This window comes from Streptomyces bobili (genome assembly GCF_002154575.1).
Taxonomy (GTDB): domain Bacteria; phylum Actinomycetota; class Actinomycetes; order Streptomycetales; family Streptomycetaceae; genus Streptomyces; species Streptomyces bobili.
In genome coordinates this window covers 17,058-41,350 of sequence record NZ_MUBA01000024.1, presented here as the reverse complement: position 1 = coordinate 41,350, position 24,293 = coordinate 17,058, and the positions used below count along the sequence as shown (strand labels likewise).

Sequence of the window (24,293 nt, the reverse complement as noted above, 5' to 3'; positions counted from 1 at the left end):
GGCGTCGGCCAGGCCCAGCGCCTCCAGCGTGCGGTCCTCCTCGGGCTGTTCCACGCCGGGCTCAGTCCGCCGGGGGCAGCTCGCCCGAGCCGCGGGTGATGAGCCGGGTGGGCAGTTCGATGCGCTCGGGCGCGATCTGAGTGCCGTCCAGCTGCCGGAACAGCCGGTCAGCGGCGGTACGGCCGATGGCGGCGGCGTCCTGTGCGACCACCGTGACGCCCGGCTGGAGGAGGTCGGCCAGCTCCAGGTCGTCGAAGGCCACGAGGGCGACAGCGCGGCTCTGCTCCGCGAGCACCCGGATCACGGTGACCGTCACCCGGTTGTTGCCGGAGAAGACGGCGGTGACCGGCGAGGGCCCGGACAGCATCTGCTCGGCGGCCCGGCGGACCCGCCAGGGATCGGTGGCGCCCAGGGACGTCCAGGCGTCCTCGACGGCTATCCCCGCGTCCTCCATCGCCGCCCGGTAGCCCCGCAGCCGCTCGGCCGCGGTGTGGATGCGGGGCATGTCCCCGATGAAGCCGATCCTGCGGTGCCCGTGCGCCACGAGGTGGGCGACGCCCGCCCTGGCCCCGCCGAAGTTGTCCGACAGCACGCAGTCGGCGTCGATCCGCCCGGCGGGCCGGTCCACGAACACCGTCGCCACGCCCGCCCTGATCTCCGGTTCCAGATAGCGGTGGTCGTCACCGGCCGGGATGACGACGAGGCCGTCCACCCGGCGCGCGCACAGGGCCAGCGCCAGCTCCTGTTCCCGGTCGGGGTCCTCGGCGCTGGAGCCGTTGATGAGCAGCGCGCCGTGTGCCCGCGCCACCTCCTCCACGGCCCGGCTGAGGGGGCCGTAGAACGGGTCGGCGAGGTCTTCGAGGACCAGGCCGACCGTGGCGGTGCGGCCCTTGCGCAGGACGCGCGCGCTGTCGTTGCGGCGGAAGCCGAGCGCGTCGATGGCCTCCTGGACGCGCCGCTCCGTCTCCGGCGTGACCCCCGGCTCGCCGTTCACCACGCGGGAGACGGTCTTCAGCCCGACCCCGGCGCGGGCCGCCACATCCTTCATGGTGGGACGATTGCCGTAGCGGTTCGCGGCGATGCCGACTGCGCGGCGGGGCGTCTCGGGCACGGTGCGGGTCCTGTCCTGTGGTCCATGGCGACGCCGGCGGTGCTTGCGTCCGTGGAGGCGGGTGAGGATGTGCCGACGAGCATAGGGCCTGGACAACGTTGTCAGATGCGGGAGAGACTGTCCACCGCAATCCCGGCCCACGTCCCCACCGCTGGACCGGCCAGCCCTTTTCTCGATGGTTGACGGGGAGAACCGAGACTGATGCACACCGACCTCGTGGCCGCACTGGACATCGGCGGCACCAAGATCGCCGGCGCGCTCGTGGACGGCGACGGCGCGATCCTGGTCCGCGCCCAGCGGCCCACGCCCGCCCAGCAGGACGGCGGCACCGTGATGCGGGCCGTCGAGGAGGTGCTCGGGGACCTGGCGGCCTCGCCGCTGTGGGGGCGTGCCCGCGCCCTCGGCATCGGCAGTGCAGGCCCGGTGGACGCCTCCGCCGGCACGGTGAGCCCCGTCAACGTGCCAGGCTGGCGGGACTATCCGCTGGTCGAGCGGGTACGGGCGGCCACCGGGAACCTCCCCGTCGAGCTGATCGGCGACGGTGTGGCGATCACCGCCGCCGAGCACTGGCAGGGCGCTGCCCGCGGCCATGACAACGCCCTGTGCATGGTGGTGTCCACCGGCGTCGGCGGCGGTCTGGTCCTGGGCGGCCGGCTGCACCCCGGCCCCACCGGCAACGCCGGGCACATCGGCCACATCAGCGTCGATCTCGACGGCGACCCGTGCCCGTGCGGGGCGCGCGGCTGCGTGGAACGCATCGCCAGCGGGCCGAACATCGCCCGGCGCGCCCTGGAGAAGGGCTGGCTGCCCGGCCCGGACGGCGACACCTCCGCCGCCGCCGTGGCCGCCGCGGCCCGTGCGGGTCACCCCGTCGCGGTGGCCTCCTTCGAGCGGGCGGCGCAGGCCCTGGCCGCCGGTATCGCCGCCACCGCGACCCTCGTCGAGATCGACATCGCGGTGATCGGCGGCGGTGTGGGCAAGGCGGGCGACGTCCTGTTCACGCCCCTGCGGCGGTCCCTCGCCGACTACGCCACCCTGTCCTTCGTGCGGAACCTGGCCGTGGTGCCCGCGCAGATGAGTACCGACGCCGGCCTGGTGGGGGCGGCCGCCGCGGCGCTGGCGAGCGGGCCGGAGGTGACGGCGGCCGGGGTCTGAGCGGAGCCTGGGACGGCCTGTCCGCAGGAACGTTCCCTCGCCAGGGAGTGCGGTCCGCTCCGCGGTGTGTCGCGGCCGGTGCGTGACCTCACGCGGGCTGCGCAGTTGATCCGGGCATGAAGAAGCGCAGCATGCTCGCCATCGCCTCCCTCGCCACCGGTTTCGTCGTCGCGGCGATCACCCCCTCGCACGGTCACGGCGGTGAGGACCTCGACGGACTGAACGTGGGGGACACCCTCAGCACCCTCGACCACACGATCGCCAGCGAGAGCCTCGCGGTCGACGAGAACGCCCTGGGCCAGAACGACTGACGGATTCCGCCCGACCGACGGTTTCCCCACCCGGCCGCGGCGCCGGTCCCCACCCGCCGGGACCGGCGCCGCGGCGTTCGCGCGCCCTCAACGGGAGCCGGTTTCCGTGGCAGGGTGGAGCGGGCAGGCCACAGGGGCCGGCAGCAGAGGGGGAAACGTGACCGTCGTCTGGATCAACGGCGCGTTCGGTGCGGGAAAGACGACCACCGCACGGGAACTGATCGACCTGATCCCGAACAGCACGCTCTTCGACCCCGAAGTCGTCGGGGCGGCGCTCCCGCAGCTGCTGCCGCCGAAACGACTCGCCGAGGTCGGCGACTTCCAGGACCTGCCGATCTGGCGCCGGCTCGTGATCGACACCGCGGCGGCGCTCCTCGGGGAGCTGGGCGGCACCCTCGTCGTCCCCATGACCCTGCTGCGCCAGGAGTACCGCGACGAGATCTTCGGTGGCCTCGCCGCCCGCCGGATCGCCGTCCAGCATGTGCTGCTGGCCCCGGCGGAAACGATCCTGCGCCAGCGAATAGCCGAGCGGGAACTCCCGCCCGACCTCCCCGACGCCGAGATACGGGTGCGGCAGTGGTCGTACGACCACATCGAGCCGTACCGCGCCGCCCTCGCCGGCTGGCTCACCGCGGACGCCCACCCGGTCGACTCGAGCGACCTCACGCCGTACCAGACCGCCGTGCGCATCGCGGAGGCCGTCGGCAGCGGGTCGGTGGGCGCCTGCGACATCGTGCAGACCCCCGAGCCGACCGCCGAGACGGTGGCCGCCGGGGTGCTGCTCTTCGACGAGCGGGACCGCGTCCTGCTCGTCGACCCGACCTACAAGCCCGGCTGGGAGTTCCCCGGCGGGGTCGTGGAGCGGGGCGAGGCGCCCGCGCGCGCGGGCATGCGCGAGGTCGAGGAGGAGACCGGCGTCCGGCTGGACGACGTACCCCGGCTGCTCGTCGTCGACTGGGAGCGGCCGATGCCTCCCGGATACGGCGGCCTGCGCCTGCTCTTCGACGGTGGCCGGCTCGACTCCGCGGCGGCCAAGGGCCTGCTCCTGCCCGGCCCCGAACTGCGCGGCTGGCGCTTCGTCACCGAGGAGGAGGCCGCCGCCCTGCTGCCCCCGGTCCGCTACGAGCGGCTGCGCTGGGCACTGCGGGCGCGTGAGCGGGGCGCCGCGCTCTATCTGGAGGCCGGGGTTCCCCTCGGCTGAGGCGGTGAGGCGGTGAGGCGGTGAGGCGGTGAGGCGCGGGGCCGGGGCATGATCCTCACCCTCAGGGCGTGGGGCGGTGGCTGTCAGCCGCTTCGCGCAGTGCGGCGGACGCCCGCCGGGTCAGTGGGGCGCCGTGGCCGAAGCAGGCCACGTCCGCGTCGAGTGCGGCGAGCCGGTGGAGCGCGGTGACGGTCAGGTTCCGGTCCAGGTTGAACACGCCCGGCATCACCGACCCGTCGACGGGGGAGGCGGCCACGGTGTCCCCCGTGAACAGCACGCCGGGGCCGGCAGATGGAGGGCGATGCTGCCGTCCGTATGACCGGGGACGTGGACCACGCGCGCTCCGCCGCCGAAGGCGAGGACATCGCCGTCGGCCAACCCCCTGATCCGTGCGGGAGGTTCGACCTCACGCACGGGCAGGTGCCGTAACGCGGCGGCGTGCAACGGGCGCTCCCACTCCTCCAACACCGGTTCCGGAGCCGGGACCTCGCGGCGCAGTACCGCCGCGTCCGCGGCGTGCGCCAGCACCTGCGCCCCGGTCAGGGCCGCCAGTTCGGCCGCCCCGCCCGCGTGGTCCTCGTGGAAGTGGGTGAGCACCACCCGCCTTACGGCCGCCGGATCGTGCCCCAGGGCGGTGACCGCGTCGGCGATCGCGTGGCCGGAGCCGGGTGGCCCGGCGTCGACGAGCGTCAACTCGTCGGCGTCGTGCCAGAGATAGGCCTGGCCGACCGGGAAACGCAGCAGGTGCAGCCGGGGGAGGAGCGCGATGACGTCCATGGGACGACCGTAGAGAGGGCCCCGCCCGCCGGGCGAGGCCCTCTGCCGAGAGCAGAGCGCGCGGCTCAGCTCGCCGCGTACGTGCGCAGGAACAGCGCCTCCGCCACCGAAAGGCGCTCCAGTTCCTCCGGGGAGACGCTCTCGTTGACCGCGTGGATCTGGGCCTCCGGCTCGCTCAGGCCGATCAGGAGGATCTCGGCGCGCGGGTAGAGCGCCGCGAGGGTGTTGCACAGCGGGATGGAGCCGCCCTGGCCGGCGTACTGCATCTCCTGGCCGGGATAGGCCACCGCCATCGCCTCGGCCATCGCCGCGTACGCCGGGCTGGTGGTGTCGGCGCTGAACGGCTGGCCCTGACCGATCTGCTCGGTCTGGACCCGCGCCCCCCAGGGCGTGTGCGCCTCCAGGTGAGCTTCGAGCAGCTTCGTCGCCTCCGCCGCGTCCACACCCGGCGGCACCCGCAGGCTGATCAGCGCACGGGCACTCGACTGCACCGACGGGGTCGCGCCCACGACCGGCGGGCAGTCGATGCCGAGGACGGTGACCGCGGGACGGGCCCAGATCCGGTCGGCGACCGTGCCGGAACCGATCAGGGTGACGCCGTCGAGGACCTTGGCGTCCTTGCGGAACTGCTCCTCGTCGTACTGGAGCCCCTCCCACGCCGGGGCGTCGGTCAGGCCGTCCACCGTCGTCGAGCCGTCCTCCGCGCGCAGCGAGTCCAGTACGCGGATCAGCGCACCCAGCGCGTCGGGGGCGGCGCCGCCGAACTGGCCGGAGTGCAGATTGCCCGCCAGGGTGTCGATCCGCACCCGCATCATGGTCATGCCGCGCAGCGTGGAGGTGACGGTGGGCAGACCGACCCGGAAGTTGCCCGCGTCGCCGATCACGATGGTGTCGGCGGCGAGCAGTTCCGGGTGTTCCTCGGCGTACCGCTCCAAACCGCCCGTGCCCTGCTCCTCCGAGCCCTCGACGATCACCTTCACATGGACCGGCACCCCGCCGTTCGCCTTCAGGGCGCGCAGGGCCAGCAGGTGCATGATGAAGCCGCCCTTGCAGTCGGCGGTGCCCCGCCCGAACCAGCGGCCGTCGCGCTCGGTCAGCTCGAAGGGCGGCGTGACCCAGCCGGCCTCGTCCAGCGGCGGCTGCACGTCGTAGTGCGCGTACAGCAGAACCGTTTTCGCGCCCTCGGGCCCCGGCAGGAAGCCGTACACCGACTGCGTGCCGTCCGGCGTGTCGAGGAGGGCCACGTCCTCGAAGCCCTCGGTGCGCAGGGCGGCGACTATCCAGTTCGCCGCGGCCTCGCTCTCGGTGCGTGGGAACTGGTCGAAGTCCGCCACCGACTTGAACGCCACCAGTTCGGTGAGCTCCGCCTTCGCCGTGGGCATCAGCGAGGCGACGGTCTCGGCGACCGGATTCGACGACATGGGCACGCTCCTTGTGGGTGCGACGTTGTACTGATGGGTGTTGCCGATCCTCCCACAGCCGACCGTGGCGATCTCGGTCGTAGGATGCGGGGGACAGGTGCGGCAGGCGGCTTGATCGGGAGCAGTAGACCATCGTGAGCAGCGAGAACTCTTCGGCGGACGACGTGCAGCAGGTGTGGGACGTCGTCGTGGTGGGCGCGGGACCCGCGGGGGCTTCGGCCGCCTATGCGGCGGCGGTCGCGGGGCGGCGCGTCCTGTTGCTGGAGAAGGCGGAGCTGCCCCGCTACAAAACGTGCGGCGGCGGCATCATCGGTCCCTCCCGTGACTCCCTCCCACCGGGCTTCGAGCTGCCCTTCCAGGACCGGGTGCACGCGGTGACGTTCTCCAACAACGGACGTTTCACCCGCACCCGCCGTTCACGGCAGATGCTGTTCGGGCTGATCAACCGGCCCGAGTTCGACCAGCAGCTCGTCGAGCACGCCCAGAAGGCCGGCGCCGAACTGCGCACCGGCGCCACGGTCACGCGGGTCGAACAGCACGGCTCGGCCGTGCCCGACCGGCGCACGGTCGCGGTCGTCCTCCAGGGCGGCGAGGCCGTGCTGGCGCGGGCGGTCATCGGCGCCGACGGCAGCGCGAGCCGCATAGGGGCGCACGTCGGCGTGAAGCTCGACCAGGTCGATCTCGGCCTGGAGGCGGAGATCCCGGTGCCCGAGACGGTCGCCGAGGACTGGAAGGGCAGGGTTCTCATCGACTGGGGCCCGATGCCCGGCAGTTACGGCTGGGTGTTCCCCAAGGGGGACACGCTGACGGTCGGGGTGATCTCCGCGCGCGGCGAGGGCGCCGCCACCAAGCGGTACCTGGAGGACTTCATCGGCCGGCTGGGCCTCGCCGGCTTCGAACCGAGCATCTCCTCCGGCCACCTGACCCGCTGCCGCGCCGACGACTCGCCGCTCTCGCGCGGGCGGGTGCTGGTGTGCGGGGACGCCGCGGGCCTGTTGGAGCCGTGGACCCGCGAGGGGATCTCCTTCGCGCTGCGCTCGGGCCGGCTCGCCGGCGAGTGGGCGGTCCGCATCGCGGAGGCGCACGACGCGGTGGACGCCCGCCGGCAGGCCCTCAACTACGCCTTCGCGATCAAGGCGGGCCTCGGCGTGGAGATGAGCGTGGGCAAGCGGATGCTGGCCCTCTTCGAGCGGCGTCCGGGCCTGTTCCACGCGGCTCTCACCGGCGTGCGCCCGGCCTGGCGTGCGTTCACGGACATCACCCGCGGCCGGACCACCCTCGGCGAACTCGTGCGCTCGCACCCGCTCGCCCAGCGTGCCCTCAACGCGGTGGACCGGCGGCAGGCAGCCGCGGCGGCGAGCACGGACACCGGTGCAGGTGCAGGCGCAGGCACGAGCGTCGGTGCGGACAAGGACGGGGCCGAGGAGGCCGGTTCCTGAGGCGCCGCTTCTTGAGCCGCCGCCCGCCCGGCTCCCGTGACGGACGACGGGGCCGGTCACCGGCGTGTCCGGCCGCCATGGTGAGCGGGCCGGACGGCACGGATCACCGGCTCTGGGTGACGGTGATCCGGAACACCGGGTGGTCCGGGGCGATGCGGCGCAGGTCCGCGTCCGGGGAGTCGGGGCCGACTCCGTTGAAGAAGACGCCGACCTCCGCCTTCCAGCGCTTGAGGTAGGCGCGCAGCAGCGGCACCTTCTCGTCGTCGCCGACCTCGGCCGCGGTGAACTCGTCGACCTTTCTGCCGAGGCGCAGTTCGCCGCCGCCGACCGCGCGCATGTTGTGCGTCCACTGGACGTGTCCGCGCGGCGCCACGAGGTACTGTCCGCCGTCGACCGTCAGCAGGTTCACGGGCGTGGTCCGCCACTGACCGCTCTTGCGGCCGCGCACCGCCAGGACCCTGGAGCCCCACACGCTCAGCCCGCGGCGGGTCAGCCAGGCCACGGCCCGGTTGAAGACATTGACGGTGAACCAGCCGGGCTTCTTGACGTGGGCGGCGGACATGGATGCCTCCTGGGCGGTAAGTGTGAGCACTGCTCTCGCTCTGGGAAGAAGTCTGCACGCATCGACGTCCCAAAGCAAGAGCACCGATCTCGTTTTAGTTCGCCGCTCTTGATTGTGTGCACTGCTCCCGTCTCGTGGGACACTGGGGCCATGAGCAGCACCACCCAAGGGGCCCGCGCCCGCGCCCGGATCGAAATCACCGCCGCCATCAAGGAGGAGGCCCGCCGGCAGCTCGCCGCCGAGGGGGCCGCCAAGCTCTCCCTGCGGGGTGTCGCCCGCCGACTGGGCATGGTCTCCTCCGCGTTGTACCGCTACTTCCCGAGCCGCGACGACCTGCTCACCGCCCTCATCATCGACGCTTACGACTCCCTCGGCGAGAGCGCGGAGGCCGCGCACTCCGCCGTCGCGGACGCCGAGCCCGTCCGGCGCTGGGTCGCGGTCTGCGAGGCCGTACGCGGCTGGGCGCTGGCGCATCCGCACGAGTACGCCCTGATCTACGGCACGCCGGTGCCCGGCTACAACGCGCCGCGGACGACCGTCCCCGCCGCCTCCCGCGTCGGACTCCTGCTGATCGGCATCGCACGGGACGCGGGCCGCGCCGCCCCGCCGGCCGCGCCGCCCCTCCCCGCCGAACTGCGTGCCGAGGCCGAGCGACTGACGGCCGATGTCGCCCCCGACCTCTCCCCGGAGACCGCCACCGCGCTGGTCGCGGCCTGGGCCCAGCTGTACGGGCTGGTCGGCTTCGAGGTGTTCGGCCAGTTCAACCGCATGGTCGAGGACCGCGAGCCGTTCTTCCGCCATGCGGCGACGGGGCTGGCCAGGGGAGTGGGGCTCGTGTAGAGGAACCAGGCGGTCCCGGAGCGGGGCCACCGCTGCCCCGCGGGTCCGGTCGTACTTCACCGGGAGTACCCGCGATCACCTCGTCCGGCTGACGTCCGTGCCGGCCCGAGGCGTCTAGCGTGGCGGACATGGACGAGCAGCGGGTGCGCGAGCGTGGCGGGCCGGTGCGGTGGTGGCGGCACGGGCCGCCGTGGCCGGGACACCGCGAGGACGAGGCACCGGGCAGCCACTGGCCCTGGCGGTCCACCGTCCTGCTCACGGCGTTCGTGCTCATCGGCTCGAACTTCGCCGCCCACGAGCAGCAGGCCGAACGTGCCGCGCTCGACCCCTTCGCGCGCGTGCTGCTGACCGTCGCCGCGGGCCTGCTGCTGTGGCGGCACCGGCATCCGGTGCCCGTCGTGTTCGGTACGGCCGCCGTCACCGCCGTCTACCTGGGCGCCGGCTACCCGTACGGGCCGGTCCTCCTGACCGTCGCGGTGGCCTGCTTCGCCGCCGTGGTCGCGGGTCACCGCCGGGCCGCCTGGACGGCCCTGGGCGTGCTGTGGGCCGTACATCTGCTGGTCGCGCACTGGCTGTACCGGTGGCTGCCGCCGTCCGGGGACCGGCCCGCCTCCTTCGCCCAGGAGATCGTCGTCGCCACCTGGGTCGTGGTCATCGTCGCCGTCTCGGAGCTGGCCAGGACCCGGCGCGAGCAGTGGGCCCGGGAGCGTGCCGAGCGCGCGCAGGCCGCGCGGCGGCGCGCCGACGAGGAGCGGCTGCGGATCGCCCGCGAGCTGCACGACGTCCTCGCCCACAGCCTCTCCGTCATCAACGTGCAGGCGGGGGTGGGTCTCGCGCTCCTCGACTCCGATCCGGAACAGGCGCGCACCGCGCTCACCACGATCAAGGCGGCCAGCAAGGAGGCGCTCGGCGACGTGCGCCAGGTGCTCGACACCCTGCGCACCCCCGGTGACGCCCCGCGCGCCCCCGCACCCGGCCTGGACCGGCTGCCCGAACTGGTGGAGCAGGCGGCGCGGGCCGGGCTCACCGTCGACGTCACGGGGAAGCCGCCCCCGCTGCCGCCCGGCACCGACCTCGCCGCGTTCCGCATCGTCCAGGAGGCTCTGACCAACGTCGTACGGCACTCGGGTTCCCGCCACGCGCGCGTGCACCTCGATCAGGCGGGCGGGGCGTTGCGGCTGAGGATCGACGACGACGGGCCGGCCGTCGGCACGGACGCGGGAGGCAGCGGCAACGGCCTGGCCGGAATGCGGGAGCGGGCCGCGGCGCTGGGTGGCACGATCGAGGCGGGCCCGAGGGACGACGGCGGGTTCCGCGTGCTCGCCGTCCTGCCGACGGCGTCCGGGCCGCAGCGGTGAGCCGCCCGGTGCCGTCCCCCACCGACACCGAGGAGGTCCCGGTGATCCGCGTACTGCTGGCCGACGACCAGTCACTGGTCCGCGCCGGGTTCCGGGCGCTGCTCGACGCCCAGCCGGACATCGAGGTGGCCGGAGAGGCCGCCGACGGCGAGGAGGCGGTGCGGCTCGTGCGCGAACTGCGGCCGCACGTCGTCCTGATGGACATCCGGATGCCGCGCCTCGACGGGCTGGCCGCGACCCGCCGGGTCACCGGCGACCCCGCCCTCGACGACGTGAGGGTGGTCATGCTCACCACCTTCGAGCTGGACGAGTACGTCTTCGAGGCGATCCGCTCCGGCGCCTCGGGCTTCCTGGTCAAGGACACGGAACCGGAGGAACTCCTGCGCGCGGTACGGGCGGTGGTGGCCGGGGACGCCCTGCTGTCGCCCGGGGTCACGCGACGGCTCATCGCGGAGTTCGCCGCCCGTTCCAAGGAACCCGCGGCCGACTCCCAGCTGGCCCGGCTCACCGAGCGGGAACGGGAGGTGATGGCGCTCGTCGGGATCGGTCTGACCAACGAGGAGATCGCCCGCCGTCTGGTCGTCAGCCCCCTCACCGCGAAGACCCACGTCAGCCGCACCATGGTGAAGCTGGGCGTCCGCGACCGGGCCCAACTGGTCGTGCTCGCCTACGAGTCGGGGCTGGTACGGCCCGGCTGGCTGGGCTGACCGCCGGGGCGCCCGGTTTCGCCGTCGGTGTGGCCGACCCCGCGTCGCTCGGGGAACCGTCGCTCGGGGAACCGGATGAGAACGCTCACCACTCGGGCCAGGAACAGCACCGGCGCGGCGAGGAGTCCCACCCGCAGGAGCACCATCTCGACGGTGTCCGGGAGTTGGAACAGCAGCGCCGGCCCGGCGACCGCGCCGAACAGCACCGCCGCCGCGAAGGCCGCGCTGAGCAGCGCGTACCCGATCTCGACGGTGATCGCGTCCCGTTGCGCCTGAGTGCGGCGTCCCCCGTAACCGGTCATGCGGGGAGTCTCACAGGAGGGCGCCCGGCGGGGCAACAGCCCGCCGGGCGCCCTTCGGAGGCGTCCCCCTAGTCGCGGACGGGAACCCGTTCCGCGCTCGCCTCCTCCACGGTGGAACCGGCGACCAGGACCGAGCCGCGCGTGCGGCGGGTGCGCAGGCCGGGAAGGGTGATCAGGAGGCCGAGGGCGGCGACACCCGTGACCACCATCAGACCGGGACGGTAACTGTCCAGTACGGCCTGTGGAGTGGGGTCGGCCGGGGCACCCGCGGTCACCACCGCGGTGACCACGGCCAGGAAGATCGCGCCGCCCACCTGGACGGACGTGTTGAGCAGGCCGGACACCATGCCCTGCTCGTGGTCCGCCACGCCGTTCGTGGCCTGGATGTTGAGCGAGGGGAAGACCAGCGCGCAGGCCGCGCCGATCAGCAGCATGCTGGGCAGGATGACCGCCGCGTACACCGGGTCGAGGTCGACGCGCAGGAACAGTGCGTAGCCGACGACCATGAACGCGAAGCCCGTCACGATCAGCCGCGGGGTGCCGAAGCGGTCCACGACCGAGCCGACCTTCGTCGAGGACAGCGCCACCAGCGCACCCGCCGGCAGGAACGCGAGCGCGGTGTGCAGCGCAGACCAGCCCAGCAGGTTCTGCATGTACATCGTGGCCAGGAACTGGAAGCCCACGTAGGAGCCGAAGAACGCCATCGCCCCGAGCTGGGCGCGGATCTGGCTGCCCGAGCGCAGTACGCCGAGCCGGATCAGCGGGCCGGGCGAGCGCCGTTCGACCCGGACGAACACGGTCAGCAGGACGGCGACGGCCAGGAAGGACAGCAGCGTGCGGACCGAGGTCCAGCCGGCCTCGGGCGCCTGGACGACGGTGAAGACCAGCAGCAGCATCGACGCGGTGCCGAGGACGGCGCCGGGGATGTCGTACCCGCTGTGGCCCTGCTCGCGCTCACTGCGCGGCAGCAGCCTCAGGCCGACCACGAGGGCGACCAGGGCTATCGGTGCGGGGAGCAGCATGGTGAGGCGCCAACTGGCCTCGGTGAGGAGGCCGGAGAGGACCAGGCCCATCGAGAAGCCGGTGGCGGCGCAGGTGGTGTAGATGGAGAGCGCGCGGTTGCGCAGGGGGCCTTCCGGGAACGTCGTCGTGATGATCGACAGGCCCGCCGGGGCGGTGAAGGCCGCGCTCAGGCCCTTGATGAACCGGCTGGCGATCAGCAGCGGACCCGAGTCGACGAGGCCGCCGAGCAGGGAGGCGAGCGCGAAGACACCGAGGGCGACGAGGAAGACCTGGCGTCGGCCGAGCAGGTCGGCCGTGCGTCCGCCGAGGAGCAACAGGCCGCCGTAGCCGAGGATGTAACCGCTGACGATCCATTGCAGGGTCGAGGTGCTGAGGCCGAGGTCGGAGGCGATGGACGGCAGAGCGACGCCGACCATCGACACGTCCAGGGCGTCGAGGAACATCGCGGCGCAGAGCACCAGCAGTGTGCCCCACAGCCGGGGAGTCCAGCGAACCGCCGGGGACGGGATCGCGGGGGAGGGGAGCGGAGAGGTCATGCCGAAGACACTACATGCGCATGCATTCAATGCAAGGCCATTTAATTCTGATGCAATCAATTGGTTTCTCTGCTAACGTGCCGCCATGGCGGCGGACAAGGGCGAACAAGCGGTCGAACAGGCGCTCGTGGAACAGTGGCGGGAGATGCTCGCCCTGCACGCTCGCACCCAGTGCGAACTCGACCGCGCGCTGCACGGACACGGCCTGTGCGCCAGTGACTTCGAGGTGCTCGACGTCCTCTCCGGAACCGCCCCGGCCGGCGCCTGCGACTTCCGCGTCCAGGAGATCGCCGAGCGGGTCCACCTGAGCCAGAGCGCCTTGTCACGCCTGATCGCCCGGCTGGAGAAGGACGGTCTCGTCGGGCGCGCGATGTGTCCCGAGGACCGCCGGGGAGTCCGGGTGGCGCTCACCGAAAGGGGGCGCGAGTTGCACGGCGAGGTGCTCCCCGTGCAACGCTCGGTGCTCTCGCGCATGCTGACGGACTCGGACTGACCGCACTTCGGCGTCAGTGTCGGAGTCGGAGTCGGCGTCAGATCACGGCGGACTTCTCCCGCCACAGCTGCGCCAGCGAGGCGTCGCCGCTGACGGCCGGATACGGCAACCGGTTCCACAACGACAGGTAGAGCAGCGACGCGGGCCCGGACAGCTCACAGTCCGCGTCCCCCTCGCTGCCGCGCTCCGTCACCGGAGGCCCCGCGGACAGACGTACGGTCCACACCGCGTCGTCCGCGTCCGCGTCCGTCGCCCGGACCCGCAGGACGCGGGGCTCCTCGGTGCGCACCTTGCTCTTCGCGCGGGCGTGGAAGCCGCACAGCAACTCGTCGATGCCGTCAGCCGCGAAGGCGCGGGGAAACGCGGCGGCGATCTCCTCGGGCGCCACCCCGCGCGCCGACTCCGCGTCCACGCGGTGGACGGCCGTCTCGTGCGCCTGCCGCCTGGCCCAGAACGCCAACGGCGAGGGCGCGGGCAGGAAGTGCCAGCAGTCCACGTCCGCGCGTGCGGAGGCGAGCACGTCGACCAGCCGCCGATGGCCCGTACGGAACCAGTCCAGCAGCTCGCCGCCGTCGAGATCCGGGAGACCGTCCCCGGAGTGCGGCACGGTACGCCCCTCGGCGACGAACGACGTCGCCCACCGGTGCACCATGCCCGTGTGCCGCAACAGATCCTGAACCTGCCAGTCCGGACAGGTCGGCACCTTGGCCCCGGGCCCCGCCTCCCCTGCGGCGGCGGCGAGGGAGCGGCCCTGATGATCGAGGATGCGGATGAACTCGACGGTCTCCATGGGGGTGAGTGTGCCGGATGAAGTGCGGTCGAGGGGACGGGAGATGCCGGTTCGACGCCGGTGGGAAGCCCGTGCGCCGTGGCGGCGGCGGAAGGCGGCGCCCGTGCGGCGCTGCTTTCTGGCAGGTCCTCCTTCTTCTCCGGTTCTTGAGCCGGCTGTACCGCGATCTGTGATCATGGCGGGGCTTCGGCGGAAGGCGTTGCGCGTATGTCGTCCGGGTACGGCTTTCACCCATTGGCTCTCGGTGTGAGGTTCGCGTTGGAGCCGGCGGCTCTTGTCTGCTTCGGGATCTGGTCGTGGGTCACGCCGTCCGCCCCCTGCGGTACGTCGCCGTCGTCGCCGTTCCCGTGGCCGTGCTGTGGGGAGTGTTCGCCACCCCCGCAGACGCCTCCCGGTCCGGAGGGACGGTGATCGCGACGCCTGGCCCACTGAGGCTCCTGCTGGAGCTGGCAGTGTTCTTCGGCGGTGCGACGGCGTTGTACGCGGCGGGATCTCGCACACAGGGCGTGCTGCTCGCCGGTGTGCTGGTCGTGTACCACCTGGTGTCGTGGGACCGGGTGTTGTGGCTGCTCAGGCACTGAGTCCGTGCGGGCCCGGCCGTCGCCTTCTCGGACCCGGCAGCGGGCCGCACGCGGTCATCGCCACCCCGGCTGCCCGTCGCGCGCCGCCGGGATCAGGGTCTCCGGCTGGCGACATCCACGGCCGCGGCCTCGAACTGGCCCACCCGGCGCCCTGGTCGGTGCGGTGGACCAGTTCTCGCCGCCGGCCGGCACACGCTGCCGGCCGGCCCGCCCCGCCGACCGCTTCACCGGCCGCGCGGACACGTGTCAGAAGATGCCCTGGCCCGGGACCAGGATCCCCCGCGGGTCGTACGTCTGCTTCGCCGCCTTCAGTGCGGGCCAGGCCGGACCGAAGTGGGTTCGCCAGTCCGCTGGGGTGAAGGGGATGCTGCCGACGGGGTACTGGGTGCCGCCTGCCGCGGCGGCGGCCTCGTAGGCGGAACGGTTGGCGGCCAGGCGGCCGTCGACGGCCGCGGTGTCGTCGGGCGGGGTCGCGCCCAGGATGTCGAAGAGATACGACACCGGCTCGTCCGAGGTGCGCAGCAGCGGGGTGGTGAGACGCTCGCGCAGCAGGGGGTAGAAAAGGATGACGCCGGGGCCCACGTCGGCCGGGGTGAGCGCGTCCAGGAGCGGTGCGCTCACGCCCGCGGCGGACGTGCCGGGCACCATGAGGTTCAGCCACGGGTGCGCGTACCTCCAGAAGCCGGCCTCCTTCAGCATGGCGACGAGGGGGGCCAGCCGGTCCAGGAAGTCGAAGTACGACCGGTCCTCGTACCGCACGCCGGAGGGCGTGTGGCGCAGGCCGCGCAGCAGCGTCGCGTCGTCCGGGGCGGGGCCGGCCGGCGGGCCGTAGGCCACCGCCTCCAGCGTGTAGACGCGGAAGGCGCCGGCGGCGTCCGCGGTGACCTGGCCCTCGACGTAGTCGAAGCGGCCGTCCTGGACGAGGAGGCGCTGGTCGTCGAGGAAGGTCGCCAGGTCGTCGTAGGTCAGGTGGTAGTGGCGTACGTTCGCCGGCGCGGGGACCAGGCGCAGGGTGGCCTCGACGATGATCCCGCACTGGCCGAGGCCGGCCAGGACGGCGTGGAAGAGGTCGGGGCGACGGGTCGGTGAGCAGCGGACCAGCTCGCCCGCCCCGGTGACGACCCGCAGTTCGGTGACGTTGTCGACCTGGGCGCCGTGTCGGTGGGTCTGGCCGCCGAGGCCGCCCACGGACAGCGTGCCGCCGACGGAGAGTTCGATGTAGTCGGTGAAGACGGGCGGGGTGAGGCCGTGGGCGAGGGTGGCCCTGGCCACCTCGCTCCACCGGGCGCCCGCGCCGACGGTGACGGTGGTGCTGTCCGGTCCCACCGGACCGATGGCCGCGAGGGGCGTGGTCTCGATGACCAGGCCGCCCGGCACCTGGGCCTGGCCGAACGGGGCGTGCCCCTGGCCGCGCGGAGCGACCGGCACGCAGTGCTCGTTGCAGAACCGGACCATGGCGACGACGTCGCGGACCGAGCCCGGCCTCAGGACGGCCGCGGGGCGCTGGTGCACGATGTGCCCGTAGTCGTCCGAGGCGGCGCTGAGCGAGGCGTCGTCCCTGAGGAGCGTGCCGTCCAGGCGCGGGATGCCGGCCAGTCGCGCGTCGGTCTCCGCGGCCTCCGCGGCGGCGTCGGCGTCCGAGGCCCAGGCACGTGCGGCCGGGTCGAAGCCGATCACGGCCGCTCCGGTGACCGTGAGTCCACGCAGAACGGTACGTCTTGACGGTGTGCGGGGCATGCGCACTTCCACCTCTCCATCTTCACGGAATCTTCAAAATCGTCAGATCTTGAAATCTTCGACAGGTTAGGGCAGTTCGGACCGTCACGTGCGGTGTTTCGCCGGTGATCCGGTGCGTTGCGCCACGCACGTCCGATGTGGTCACACCGCGAGCACCCGGATCCCGGCCTCCTCGAACCGCCGTACCGTCCGTGCGTCGGCCGCCGAGTCCGTGACCAGCGTGTCCACCGCGTCGGCCGCGCAGATCCGGGCGAACGCGCGGCGGCCCAGCTTGCCGGAGTCGGCCGCGACGACGACCCGTACGGCGCGCTCGCACAGCAGCCGGTCGACCGCCGCCTCGGCCTCGTCGTGGGCGGCGGCGCCGTGCGTCGCGTCGAAGGCGACGACGCCCAGCACCGCCACATCCAGCGTGATCTGCCCCAGCACGCCGTCCGCGAGCGGCCCCACCAGCTCGTAGGACTGCGCCCGCGCCACCCCGCCGGTGACCACGATCTTGAACTGGGGCCGTACCGCCAACTCGGCGGCGATGTTCAGCGCGTTGGTGACCACCGTCAACGCAGGCGAGCCGGCGGCCAGATCTTCGCGCACGGCGAGGGCGCGGGCCACCTCCGTGGTCGTCGTGCCGCCGGTCAGCCCCACCGCCTCGCCGGGCGCCACCAGTTCCGCGACCGCCCGCGCGATGCGCTGCTTCTCCGAGGCCCGGCGCGCGGTCTTGTACCGCAACGGCAGTTCGTACGACACCCCGTGCACGACCGCGCCGCCCCGCGTACGCACCAGCAGCTGCTGCTCGGCGAGTTGGTCGAGGTCCCGGCGGATAGTGGCCGCCGACACCCCCAGCTCCGCCGCCGCCTCCTCGACGTTCAGCCGGCCGCGCTCCACGAGGAGGTCCAGCAGTGTCTTCCACCGGGTGTCGCGGGACATGAAGACTCCGTTCGCATGCTTGAAGTTGTTCGAAAGGTGGCTCTATCTTGCAGGAAACATCACCGTCGGGAGGGTGGGACATGACCCACGTCGAGGACGAGCTGACCGGCCAGCCCGAGTGCTGGACCCGCGCCGCGAGCGAAGTCGCCCGATTCCGCGGCGAGTTGCCGAGCGCGGGCGAACGCGTCGCGTTCGTCGGATGCGGCACCTCCTTCTTCATGGCCCGGTCCGCCGCCGCCCTGCGCGAAGCAGCGGGCCACGGGGAGAGCGACGCCCACGCCGCCTCCGAGTTCCCGTACCACCGGGCCTACGACCGGGTCGTCGCCCTCACCCGCTCCGGCACCACCACCGAGGTTGTCGACCTGCTCACCCGCCTGCGCGGACGCACCCGCACCACCGCGATCACCGCCGACCCCGCGACGCCCGTCAGGACCGCGGCCGACCACACCGTGGTCCTCGGCCACGCCGACGAACGCTCGGTCGTGCAGACCCGGTTCGCCACCACCGCGCTCACCCTGCTCCGCGCCCACCTCGGCCTGCACACCGACGCCGTCGTCGCCGACGCCCGCACCGCCCTGGCCGAACCGCTGCCCGAAGGGCTCGTGGAATGCGGTCAGTTCACCTTCCTGGGCCGCGGCTGGACGGTCGGGCTGGCCGACGAGGCCGCCCTGAAGATGCGTGAGGCGGCCCTCGCCTGGAGCGAGGCATACCCCGCGATGGAGTACCGCCACGGTCCGATCAGCGTCTCCACCGAAGGCACGGCGACCTGGATGTTCGGCGAGGCTCCGGACGGGCTTGCCGAACAGGTCCGCGCCACCGGTGCCCTGTGGGTCCAGAGCACCCTGGACCCCCTCGCCGAACTCGTGCGCGCCCAACGCCTCGCCGTGACGCTCGCCCGGGCCCGCGGCCTCGACCCGGACCGGCCGCGCCACCTCACCCGGTCGGTGATCCTCACGCCCTGAAGTGCCTGAAGTGCCCCCTGAAACGAGGAGACCCCGTGCCCCTCACCACCACCGGTGACCTGGTCAGCCGGGCCCGCGCGGCCCGCACCGCCGTCGTCGCCTTCAACATCATCACCCTCGAACACATCGAGGCGGTCATCACCGGCGCCGAGAGCGCGGGTGTGCCCGTCGTCCTCCAAGTCAGCGAGAACGCCGTCAAGTTCCGCCACGGCCGCCTCCTCCCGCTCGCCCGCGCGGCCGTCGCCGCCGCCGAACGGGCCGCCGTACCCGTCGCGTTGCACCTCGACCACGTACGCTCCCACGCCCTGCTCCAGGAGGCGGCGGACGCCGGTTTCAGTTCCGTGATGTACGACGCCTCGCACCTTCCCTACGCCGACAACCTGGCCTCGACCCGCGCGGCGGCCGACCGTGCCCACTCCCAAGGGCTCTGGATCGAAGCCGAGTTGGGGGAGATCGGCGGCAAGGATGGGGAAGCGCCGCGTGACGCCCACACGCCCGGTGCCCGCACCGACCCCACCGAGGCCCGCGCCTTCGTGACCGACTCGCGGGTGGACGCCCTCGCCGTGGCCGTCGGCAGCGCGCACGCGATGACCACCCGGACCGCCGCCCTCGACCACGGACTCCTCCGGCGGCTGCGGGCCTCCGTGGACGTGCCGCTCGTCCTGCACGGTTCCTCCGGTGTGCCGGACGGCGAGTTGAGGGCGGCCGTCGCCGGCGGCATCGCCAAGGTCAACATCGGCACGGCCCTCAACCAGGCCATGACCGGCGCGATCCGCGACTACCTCGCCGCGCATCCCGACGCGGTCGACTCTCGCGGCTACCTCGCCGTCGGACGGGAGGCGATGGCGTACGCCGTCGAGCGGATCAGCAGCGGGCTCATCCCTGCTTGACGGCCCTCAGCACCACGAACTTCGGGTCACCGGCGACCAGGTGACTGTTGCCGAACAGGCGCCGCAGCTTCACGTGGTACCCGAGGTGCCGGTTGCCGACCACCCACAGCTCGCCACCCGGCCGCAGCACGCGCCGCGCCCCGGTGAACATCCGCAGGGCCGTGGCGTCCGTCGTGGCCTGGTGGGAGTGGAAGGGCGGGTTGTTGAGCACGAAGTCCACGCTGTCGTCGGCCACGCCCGCGAGCCCGTCCCCGACCCGGAACTCACCGTGCCCCGGCACCCCGTTGGCCCGGTACGTCGCCTCCGCCGAGGCCACCGCCTGGAACGACTCGTCAGTGAACAGCACCTCGGCCTGCGGGTTGGCCAGCGCCACGGCCGTCCCCACGACACCGTTGCCGCAGCCCAGGTCGACGACGCGCTGGGCGCCCTGCGTCGGCGGCAGATGCGCGAGGAGGAAGCGGGTGCCGAGGTCGAGCCGGTCGGCGCAGAACACCCCCGCGTGATTGACGACCGGCCGCCCGGCCAGCGGACCGACGTCGGCGGGGAGGTCGTATCCGTACGGCCACGGGTTGGCGGGACGTTTCAGCGCGGGGTCGGGGTCGCAGAGGATCAGCCGGGCCTTCTGCTGGGCGAGGGAGGTGCGGGTGGGACCGAGGAGCCGCTCGAACAGCCGGAGGGTCGAGGTGTGGATCTCCTTGACCATGCCGGTGCCGATCACGACCGTCCCCGCGTGCACCGACGGCGCCAGCCGCAGCAACTGGTCCTCCAGCAACGCGAGGCTCTTCGGTACCCGCACCAGCAGCACGTCGACGCGCTCGGGGGGCGGGTCCTGCGTGGTCAGCAGGCGTACGGAGCCGGGCTCGACACCGTTGCGGGCGAGGTTCGCCCGGGTCGCCTCCTGCCCCAGCCAGGAGTCGGTGATCTGCGTGGGCCGGTGCGCGGCCAGTGCCGTCACCAGCGCGCCCCAGCGGTCGCCGAGCACGACGACCGTGCCGGACAGCGGAACGTCCTGCCCGGCCAGGTGGCGCAGCAGGTACGCGTCGGAGGCGTCCCAGGCGCGCAGCCTGTCACGAGGGTCCTCGGGGTGGCGGGCCAGTGCGACCTCGCCCCACGGCGTCGTCATACGGTCGTTCATCGTGGGTCAAGGCTAGCCCAGCCGCAGCTCAGACCCGGTGGGGCAGGATGGTGACATGGACACCGAGCTGTTTCCCCGGGAACGCGCGGAGGTCGCGCCGGGCGCCGTGCACCTGCCGGACTGGCTGGACGCCACCGCTCAGCGGGAGCTGCTGGCGGCCTGCCGGGACTGGGCCCGCCCGCCCGCCGGACTGCGCACCGTCCGCACGCCCGGCGGCGGCACCATGACCGCCCGCCAGGTCTGCCTCGGCCTGCACTGGCACCCGTACGCCTACGCCCGCACCGTCGTCGACGGCGACGGCGCCCCCGTGAAACCCTTCCCGGCCTGGCTGGGCGAGCTGGGCCGGCGTGCGGTGACCGACACGCTCGGCCCGGAGGCGGCCGAAGGGGCCACGTACGACATCGCGCTGATCAACTTCTACGACGGCGACGCCCGCATGGGCATGCACCGCGACGCCGACGAGGCGTCGGACGCGCCCGTGGTGTCCCTCAGCCTCGGCGACACCTGCGTGTTCCGCTTCGGCAACACCGAGACCCGTACCCGCCCCTACGCCGACGTCGAGCTGCGCAGCGGCGACCTGTTCGTGTTCGGCGGGCCCTCCCGGCTCGCCCACCACGGGGTGCCGCGGGTGTGTCCCCGGACGGCCCCGGCGGGGCTGGGCCTGACCGGCAGACTGAACGTGACCCTGCGCGTCGGCGGCTTCCCGGAAGCCCCCTGACACCCCAGGACCGGGACCGGGCCGATCCGAAACGGACGCCCCGGCGGATCATGGGAGACTCGCCCTCATGAGCGGCAAGGCGGACCCCCGGCCGGCGGGGGAAGGGACCACCTCGAGAGCGCGGTTGGACAGGGGGCGCGGTGCGCTCGGCCCCGCGCTGGAGCTCGTGCACACCGGGCGGGCGCCGACCCGCGCGGTGCTCACCGCGGAACTCGGCGTCACTCGTGCCACGGCCGGCGCGGTCGCCGCCGAACTGGAGGCCCTGGGGCTGATCCGGGTCGACGCGCGGCCCGGCGCCGCCGCCGGCTCACAGGGCCGGCCCTCCCACCGGCTCACGGTCGACGAGGACGGTCCCGTCGTGCTGGCCGCCCAGGTGCACGCCGACGGCTTCCGGGCCGCGCTGGTCGGCCTCGGCGGGCGGATCGTCGCCACGACGCCCAGCTGCGAGGCCGTCGACGCCGACCCGGCCAAGGTCCTCGGTGCCGCCGTGGAGGCCGGGGCCGACCTGCTGCGCCGGACCGGCCGGCGCTGCGTGGGCGCCGGACTCGCCGTGCCGTCCGCGGTGACAGCGCCCGAGGGCCTGGCGCTGAACCCGCTCCACCTCGCCTGGCCGGTGGGGGCGCCGGTCCGGGAGATCTTCGCCGAGCGGGTCCGCGCGGCCGGCCTCGACGGCCCCGCGTTCGCCGCCAACGACGTCAACGCCGCCGCCCTCGCCGAGCACCGGCACGGCGCCGGTCGCGGCGCCCGTGATCTGCTGTGCGTGGCCACCGGGCACCGCGGGGTCGGTGGCGCGCTCGTCCTCGACGGGCGCCTGCACACGGGCAGTTCGGGCCTCGCCCTGGAAGTCGGGCACCTCACCGTCAACCCGGAGGGCCGCCCCTGCCACTGCGGCAGTCGCGGCTGCCTCGACGTCGAGGCCGACCCGCTGGCCCTGCTCACCACCGCCGGCCGCGAGCCCGGCCCCGAGGGCTCCCTGCTCCAGCAGGCCAACGAACTGATCCGCGACGAGTACGCCGACCCTGTCGTCCGCACGGCCGCGGAGGCCCTGATCGACCGCCTCGGCCTGGGCCTGGCGGGCCTGGTCAACATCCTCAACCCCGACCGCATCATCCTCGGCGGCCTGCACCGCACCCTCCTGGACACCGACCCCGAGCGGCTCCGCGCGGTCGTCACCGACCGCAGCCTGTGGGGCCGCAGCGGAGGCGTCCCCATCCTCGCCTGCTCGCTCGACCACAACAGCCTGGTCGGAGCGGCGGAGCTGGCCTGGCAGCCCGTCCTGGACGACCCGCTGGCGGCGCTCAGCGGCGGATAGCCGCGGCCGGGGCGGTCGCCGCTACGGGCACGCGTCCGTGCGGAACTCCTCCATCGACGCCGTCCGCCGGCCGTCACGGTCGGCGCCCGGCGCGTCGTCACCGGCGAAGTAGCGCACCCGGCCCGGTCGGAGCCCGGCCAGGTCGGCGAGCGTGAAGGTCACGTGGGCCGTCGACCAGGAGTTGTCCGAAGTCCAGCCGTAGAGGCTGTACGTGCGGCCCTTCTCCAGCGCCGCGGGCATCGGGTCGTCGACGCTCCAGCCTCCGCCTCCGGTGGTCAGCGGCCAGGTGACGAGCCCCTCGGCGGGCGGTGTCCGGCTCCACTCCGCCACCGTGTCGGTACGGTCCTGCGCGCCGTCTTCGTACAACGTGGCGCCATCGACGCGGTCGTGACACACCATCAGCACACCGACCAGCCGCCCGTCCTCGGTCACCGTGACGCCGGTGATGCCGGCCACGGGTACGGTGCAGCCGGCCGACGAGGCCAGCGCCACGACCCCGACGCAGGTCACCACGGCGCGTCGTACGCGCCCGCGTACTCGTCCTCGCACAGGATCCCCTCGACCGCAGGAGCCTCACATCCTGGTGTCCGACGGGCGGCGGATCAAGCCCTGCGCGCCCGCCGTCGCCCTGGCGCAGGAGCGTGCCGCCCCGATGCTCAGCGATCACCAGGCACGGTGGACGGGCTGGTGCGTGCCGCGTCGAGGTGACGCCGCCTCCTCCCGTACCGTCCGAAGTACCCCCGCTCGATGGATCAGGAAGGTGACGTCATGACGGACAAGTTGACCGTGAGTGTGCTGGGCACCGGCATCATGGGTGCCGCGATGGCCCGCAACCTCGCCCGCGCCGGACACACCGTCCACGCCTGGAACCGCACCCGTGCCAAGGCCGAGCCGCTGGCCGCCGACGGCATCACCGTCGCCGACAGCCCGGCCGACGCCGTCCGTGACGCCGACGTCGTGCTGACCATGGTCCACGACGGGCCTGCCGCCCTGGAGGCCATGCGGGCGGCGGCCCCCGGACTGCGGACCGGCACCGCCTGGGTGCAGTCGACGACCGCCGGTGTCGACGCGGTCGAGGACCTGGCCGCCTTCGCCCGCGATCACGGCCTCGTCTTCTTCGACGCGCCCGTGCTGGGCACGCGCCAGCCCGCCGAGGCCGGTCAGCTGACCGTGCTGGCCGCCGGACCGGACGCCCACCGCGGGGCCGTGCGTCCCGTCCTGGACGCCGTGGGCGTCCGTACGGTGTGGACCGGAGAGGACGGCGCGGCCGGCACCGCCACCCGCCTGAAGCTGGTCGCCAACAGCTGGGTCATCGCGGCCACCGCCGCGGCCGGCGAGGTCCTGGCCCTGTCCAAGGCCCTCGACGTCGACCCGGACGACTTCTTCGGGCTGATCGCCGGCGGCCCCCTGGACATGGGCTATCTGCGCGCCAAGTCCGCCCTGGTCCTCGAGAACCGGCTGACCCCGCCCCAGTTCGGCGTGGCGACCGCGGCCAAGGACGCCCGGCTGATCGTCGAGGCGGGCGCCAAGCGCGGTGTCCGGCTGGACGTGGCCGCCGCGAGCGCCGACCGCCTGGAGCGCGCCGTCGTCCAGGGGCACGCCGACGAGGACATGGTCGCCGCCTACTTCGCCAGCTTCGAGGACCAGCCCCCCGCCTGACCGGCGGACGGAGCCGCGTACCGCCCCGGCTCACCGAGGAGGAGTCGGCCCTGGTCGGCCTCGGCGAGGGCCTCGCCGACATCGACGCATGGGCCGGGCCGCCCCGTCAGGCCGGTACGGCGCGGCGCGGCCGGACCGTCAACTCGCCCCCGCAGTTGGGGCAGACGGCCTGCATGGCCTCGGCACAGGGCACGCAGAAGGTGCACTCGTAGGAACAGATCCGGGCGGGCGCGTCGTACGGCAGGGCCGCCGTCGTGCAGCGCTCGCAGGTCTCGCGCATCTCCAGGGCCATGCCGGGCGCTCCTCGTGGACGGTGTGTCGTGTCACGGCCCATCCTCGGCACACGCGCCGT

At 73.4% G+C, this 24,293-nt stretch carries 25 protein-coding genes and 1 pseudogene; 14 read left to right on the top strand and 12 right to left on the bottom strand.

Translation table 11 applies throughout. The features are described 5' to 3' along the window. Window positions 1-61: 61 nt before the first annotated feature. A complete protein-coding gene (locus BZL64_RS02795; RefSeq protein WP_086765765.1) occupies window positions 62-1,111 on the bottom strand; it encodes a LacI family DNA-binding transcriptional regulator in 1,050 nt (349 codons plus the stop codon). A gap of 201 nt (window positions 1,112-1,312) precedes the next feature. Here BZL64_RS02795 and BZL64_RS02790 point away from each other — a divergent pair, with 201 nt between their 5' ends. The 3 genes from BZL64_RS02790 to BZL64_RS02780 all read left to right on the top strand — a co-directional run bounded on the left by BZL64_RS02790 (window position 1,313) and on the right by BZL64_RS02780 (window position 3,778). Further along, on the top strand, window positions 1,313-2,266 hold the full coding sequence (locus tag BZL64_RS02790) for an ROK family protein (RefSeq protein ID WP_086765763.1): 954 nt from the start codon (window positions 1,313-1,315) through the stop codon (window positions 2,264-2,266). A 116-nt stretch (window positions 2,267-2,382) separates the two neighbouring features. Further along, entirely contained in the window at window positions 2,383-2,577 is a 195-nt protein-coding gene (locus BZL64_RS02785; RefSeq protein ID WP_086765761.1) for a hypothetical protein, read from the top strand. A 157-nt stretch (window positions 2,578-2,734) separates the two neighbouring features. Next, the gene (locus BZL64_RS02780) at window positions 2,735-3,778 is read left to right on the top strand and encodes an NUDIX hydrolase (RefSeq protein ID WP_086765759.1); all 1,044 of its coding nucleotides are present in this window, start codon (window positions 2,735-2,737) and stop codon (window positions 3,776-3,778) included. A 61-nt stretch (window positions 3,779-3,839) separates the two neighbouring features. Here the strand turns inward: BZL64_RS02780 and BZL64_RS02775 are convergent. Beyond that, window positions 3,840-4,555 (bottom strand): annotated as a pseudogene (locus BZL64_RS02775) (MBL fold metallo-hydrolase). 65 nt (window positions 4,556-4,620) lie between these two features. Continuing rightward, window positions 4,621-5,976: a dipeptidase gene (locus BZL64_RS02770; RefSeq protein ID WP_086765757.1), complete on the bottom strand. Its 1,356-nt coding sequence runs from the start codon at window positions 5,974-5,976 to the stop codon at window positions 4,621-4,623. A 134-nt stretch (window positions 5,977-6,110) separates the two neighbouring features. Between BZL64_RS02770 and BZL64_RS02765 the strand changes: the two genes are divergently transcribed. Next, window positions 6,111-7,415, top strand: a complete 1,305-nt coding sequence (locus BZL64_RS02765; protein WP_086765755.1) for a geranylgeranyl reductase family protein — start codon at window positions 6,111-6,113, stop codon at window positions 7,413-7,415. A 103-nt stretch (window positions 7,416-7,518) separates the two neighbouring features. On the opposite strand, the gene BZL64_RS02760 is transcribed toward BZL64_RS02765, so the two are convergent. Continuing rightward, entirely contained in the window at window positions 7,519-7,977 is a 459-nt protein-coding gene (locus BZL64_RS02760) for a nitroreductase family deazaflavin-dependent oxidoreductase (RefSeq protein ID WP_086765753.1), read from the bottom strand. 150 nt (window positions 7,978-8,127) lie between these two features. Here BZL64_RS02760 and BZL64_RS02755 point away from each other — a divergent pair, with 150 nt between their 5' ends. The 3 genes from BZL64_RS02755 to BZL64_RS02745 all read left to right on the top strand — a co-directional run bounded on the left by BZL64_RS02755 (window position 8,128) and on the right by BZL64_RS02745 (window position 10,882). Continuing rightward, the gene (locus BZL64_RS02755; protein ID WP_086765751.1) at window positions 8,128-8,817 is read left to right on the top strand and encodes a TetR/AcrR family transcriptional regulator; all 690 of its coding nucleotides are present in this window, start codon (window positions 8,128-8,130) and stop codon (window positions 8,815-8,817) included. A gap of 128 nt (window positions 8,818-8,945) precedes the next feature. Continuing rightward, window positions 8,946-10,175 carry a sensor histidine kinase gene (locus BZL64_RS02750; protein WP_086765792.1) on the top strand — a complete coding sequence of 410 codons (1,230 nt, stop codon included), beginning with the start codon at window positions 8,946-8,948 and terminating at the stop codon, window positions 10,173-10,175. A gap of 41 nt (window positions 10,176-10,216) precedes the next feature. Then, the gene (locus BZL64_RS02745) at window positions 10,217-10,882 is read left to right on the top strand and encodes a response regulator (protein WP_086765790.1); all 666 of its coding nucleotides are present in this window, start codon (window positions 10,217-10,219) and stop codon (window positions 10,880-10,882) included. On the opposite strand, the gene BZL64_RS02740 is transcribed toward BZL64_RS02745, so the two are convergent. Beyond that, window positions 10,843-11,184, bottom strand: coding sequence for a DUF6332 family protein (locus BZL64_RS02740; RefSeq protein ID WP_086765749.1), 342 nt, complete (start codon window positions 11,182-11,184; stop codon window positions 10,843-10,845). The two genes, BZL64_RS02745 and BZL64_RS02740, sit on opposite strands and share 40 nt — an antisense overlap. Window positions 11,185-11,252: 68 nt before the next feature. Further along, the gene (locus tag BZL64_RS02735) at window positions 11,253-12,743 is read right to left on the bottom strand and encodes an MFS transporter (protein WP_086765746.1); all 1,491 of its coding nucleotides are present in this window, start codon (window positions 12,741-12,743) and stop codon (window positions 11,253-11,255) included. A gap of 85 nt (window positions 12,744-12,828) precedes the next feature. Here BZL64_RS02735 and BZL64_RS41880 point away from each other — a divergent pair, with 85 nt between their 5' ends. Then, the gene (locus BZL64_RS41880; protein WP_086765745.1) at window positions 12,829-13,236 is read left to right on the top strand and encodes a MarR family winged helix-turn-helix transcriptional regulator; all 408 of its coding nucleotides are present in this window, start codon (window positions 12,829-12,831) and stop codon (window positions 13,234-13,236) included. 37 nt (window positions 13,237-13,273) lie between these two features. On the opposite strand, the gene BZL64_RS02725 is transcribed toward BZL64_RS41880, so the two are convergent. Beyond that, window positions 13,274-14,026, bottom strand: coding sequence for a maleylpyruvate isomerase family mycothiol-dependent enzyme (locus tag BZL64_RS02725; RefSeq protein WP_086765742.1), 753 nt, complete (start codon window positions 14,024-14,026; stop codon window positions 13,274-13,276). 296 nt (window positions 14,027-14,322) lie between these two features. On the opposite strand from BZL64_RS02725, the gene BZL64_RS02720 reads away from it, so the two are divergent. Further along, a complete protein-coding gene (locus BZL64_RS02720) occupies window positions 14,323-14,607 on the top strand; it encodes a DUF2568 domain-containing protein (protein WP_244205152.1) in 285 nt (94 codons plus the stop codon). 246 nt (window positions 14,608-14,853) lie between these two features. On the opposite strand, the gene BZL64_RS02715 is transcribed toward BZL64_RS02720, so the two are convergent. Both BZL64_RS02715 and BZL64_RS02710 read right to left on the bottom strand, forming a co-directional pair. Further along, the gene (locus BZL64_RS02715) at window positions 14,854-16,344 is read right to left on the bottom strand and encodes an FAD-binding protein (protein ID WP_086765740.1); all 1,491 of its coding nucleotides are present in this window, start codon (window positions 16,342-16,344) and stop codon (window positions 14,854-14,856) included. Window positions 16,345-16,485: 141 nt separating this feature from the next. Further along, window positions 16,486-17,265, bottom strand: coding sequence for a DeoR/GlpR family DNA-binding transcription regulator (locus BZL64_RS02710; RefSeq protein WP_086765738.1), 780 nt, complete (start codon window positions 17,263-17,265; stop codon window positions 16,486-16,488). An 80-nt stretch (window positions 17,266-17,345) separates the two neighbouring features. Here BZL64_RS02710 and BZL64_RS02705 point away from each other — a divergent pair, with 80 nt between their 5' ends. Next, on the top strand, window positions 17,346-18,227 hold the full coding sequence (locus BZL64_RS02705) for an SIS domain-containing protein (RefSeq protein WP_086765736.1): 882 nt from the start codon (window positions 17,346-17,348) through the stop codon (window positions 18,225-18,227). 35 nt (window positions 18,228-18,262) lie between these two features. Continuing rightward, entirely contained in the window at window positions 18,263-19,117 is an 855-nt protein-coding gene (locus BZL64_RS02700; protein ID WP_086765735.1) for a class II fructose-bisphosphate aldolase, read from the top strand. Here the strand turns inward: BZL64_RS02700 and BZL64_RS02695 are convergent. Beyond that, on the bottom strand, window positions 19,104-20,240 hold the full coding sequence (locus tag BZL64_RS02695; protein WP_086765733.1) for a methyltransferase: 1,137 nt from the start codon (window positions 20,238-20,240) through the stop codon (window positions 19,104-19,106). The genes BZL64_RS02700 and BZL64_RS02695 overlap by 14 nt on opposite strands. A gap of 67 nt (window positions 20,241-20,307) precedes the next feature. Here BZL64_RS02695 and BZL64_RS02690 point away from each other — a divergent pair, with 67 nt between their 5' ends. Together BZL64_RS02690 and BZL64_RS02685 are read left to right on the top strand one after the other, a co-directional pair. Further along, on the top strand, window positions 20,308-20,970 hold the full coding sequence (locus tag BZL64_RS02690; RefSeq protein WP_086765731.1) for an alpha-ketoglutarate-dependent dioxygenase AlkB family protein: 663 nt from the start codon (window positions 20,308-20,310) through the stop codon (window positions 20,968-20,970). A gap of 67 nt (window positions 20,971-21,037) precedes the next feature. Next, entirely contained in the window at window positions 21,038-22,282 is a 1,245-nt protein-coding gene (locus BZL64_RS02685) for an ROK family protein (RefSeq protein WP_086765729.1), read from the top strand. A 21-nt stretch (window positions 22,283-22,303) separates the two neighbouring features. On the opposite strand, the gene BZL64_RS02680 is transcribed toward BZL64_RS02685, so the two are convergent. Beyond that, window positions 22,304-22,792, bottom strand: coding sequence for a hypothetical protein (locus tag BZL64_RS02680; RefSeq protein ID WP_244205151.1), 489 nt, complete (start codon window positions 22,790-22,792; stop codon window positions 22,304-22,306). A gap of 237 nt (window positions 22,793-23,029) precedes the next feature. Between BZL64_RS02680 and BZL64_RS02675 the strand changes: the two genes are divergently transcribed. Continuing rightward, window positions 23,030-23,941: an NAD(P)-dependent oxidoreductase gene (locus BZL64_RS02675; RefSeq protein ID WP_397687035.1), complete on the top strand. Its 912-nt coding sequence runs from the start codon at window positions 23,030-23,032 to the stop codon at window positions 23,939-23,941. A 106-nt stretch (window positions 23,942-24,047) separates the two neighbouring features. On the opposite strand, the gene BZL64_RS02670 is transcribed toward BZL64_RS02675, so the two are convergent. Further along, complete coding sequence (locus BZL64_RS02670; protein WP_086765723.1) at window positions 24,048-24,233, bottom strand: DUF1272 domain-containing protein; 186 nt, start codon at window positions 24,231-24,233, stop codon at window positions 24,048-24,050. Between the last annotated feature and the right edge of the window lie 60 nt (window positions 24,234-24,293).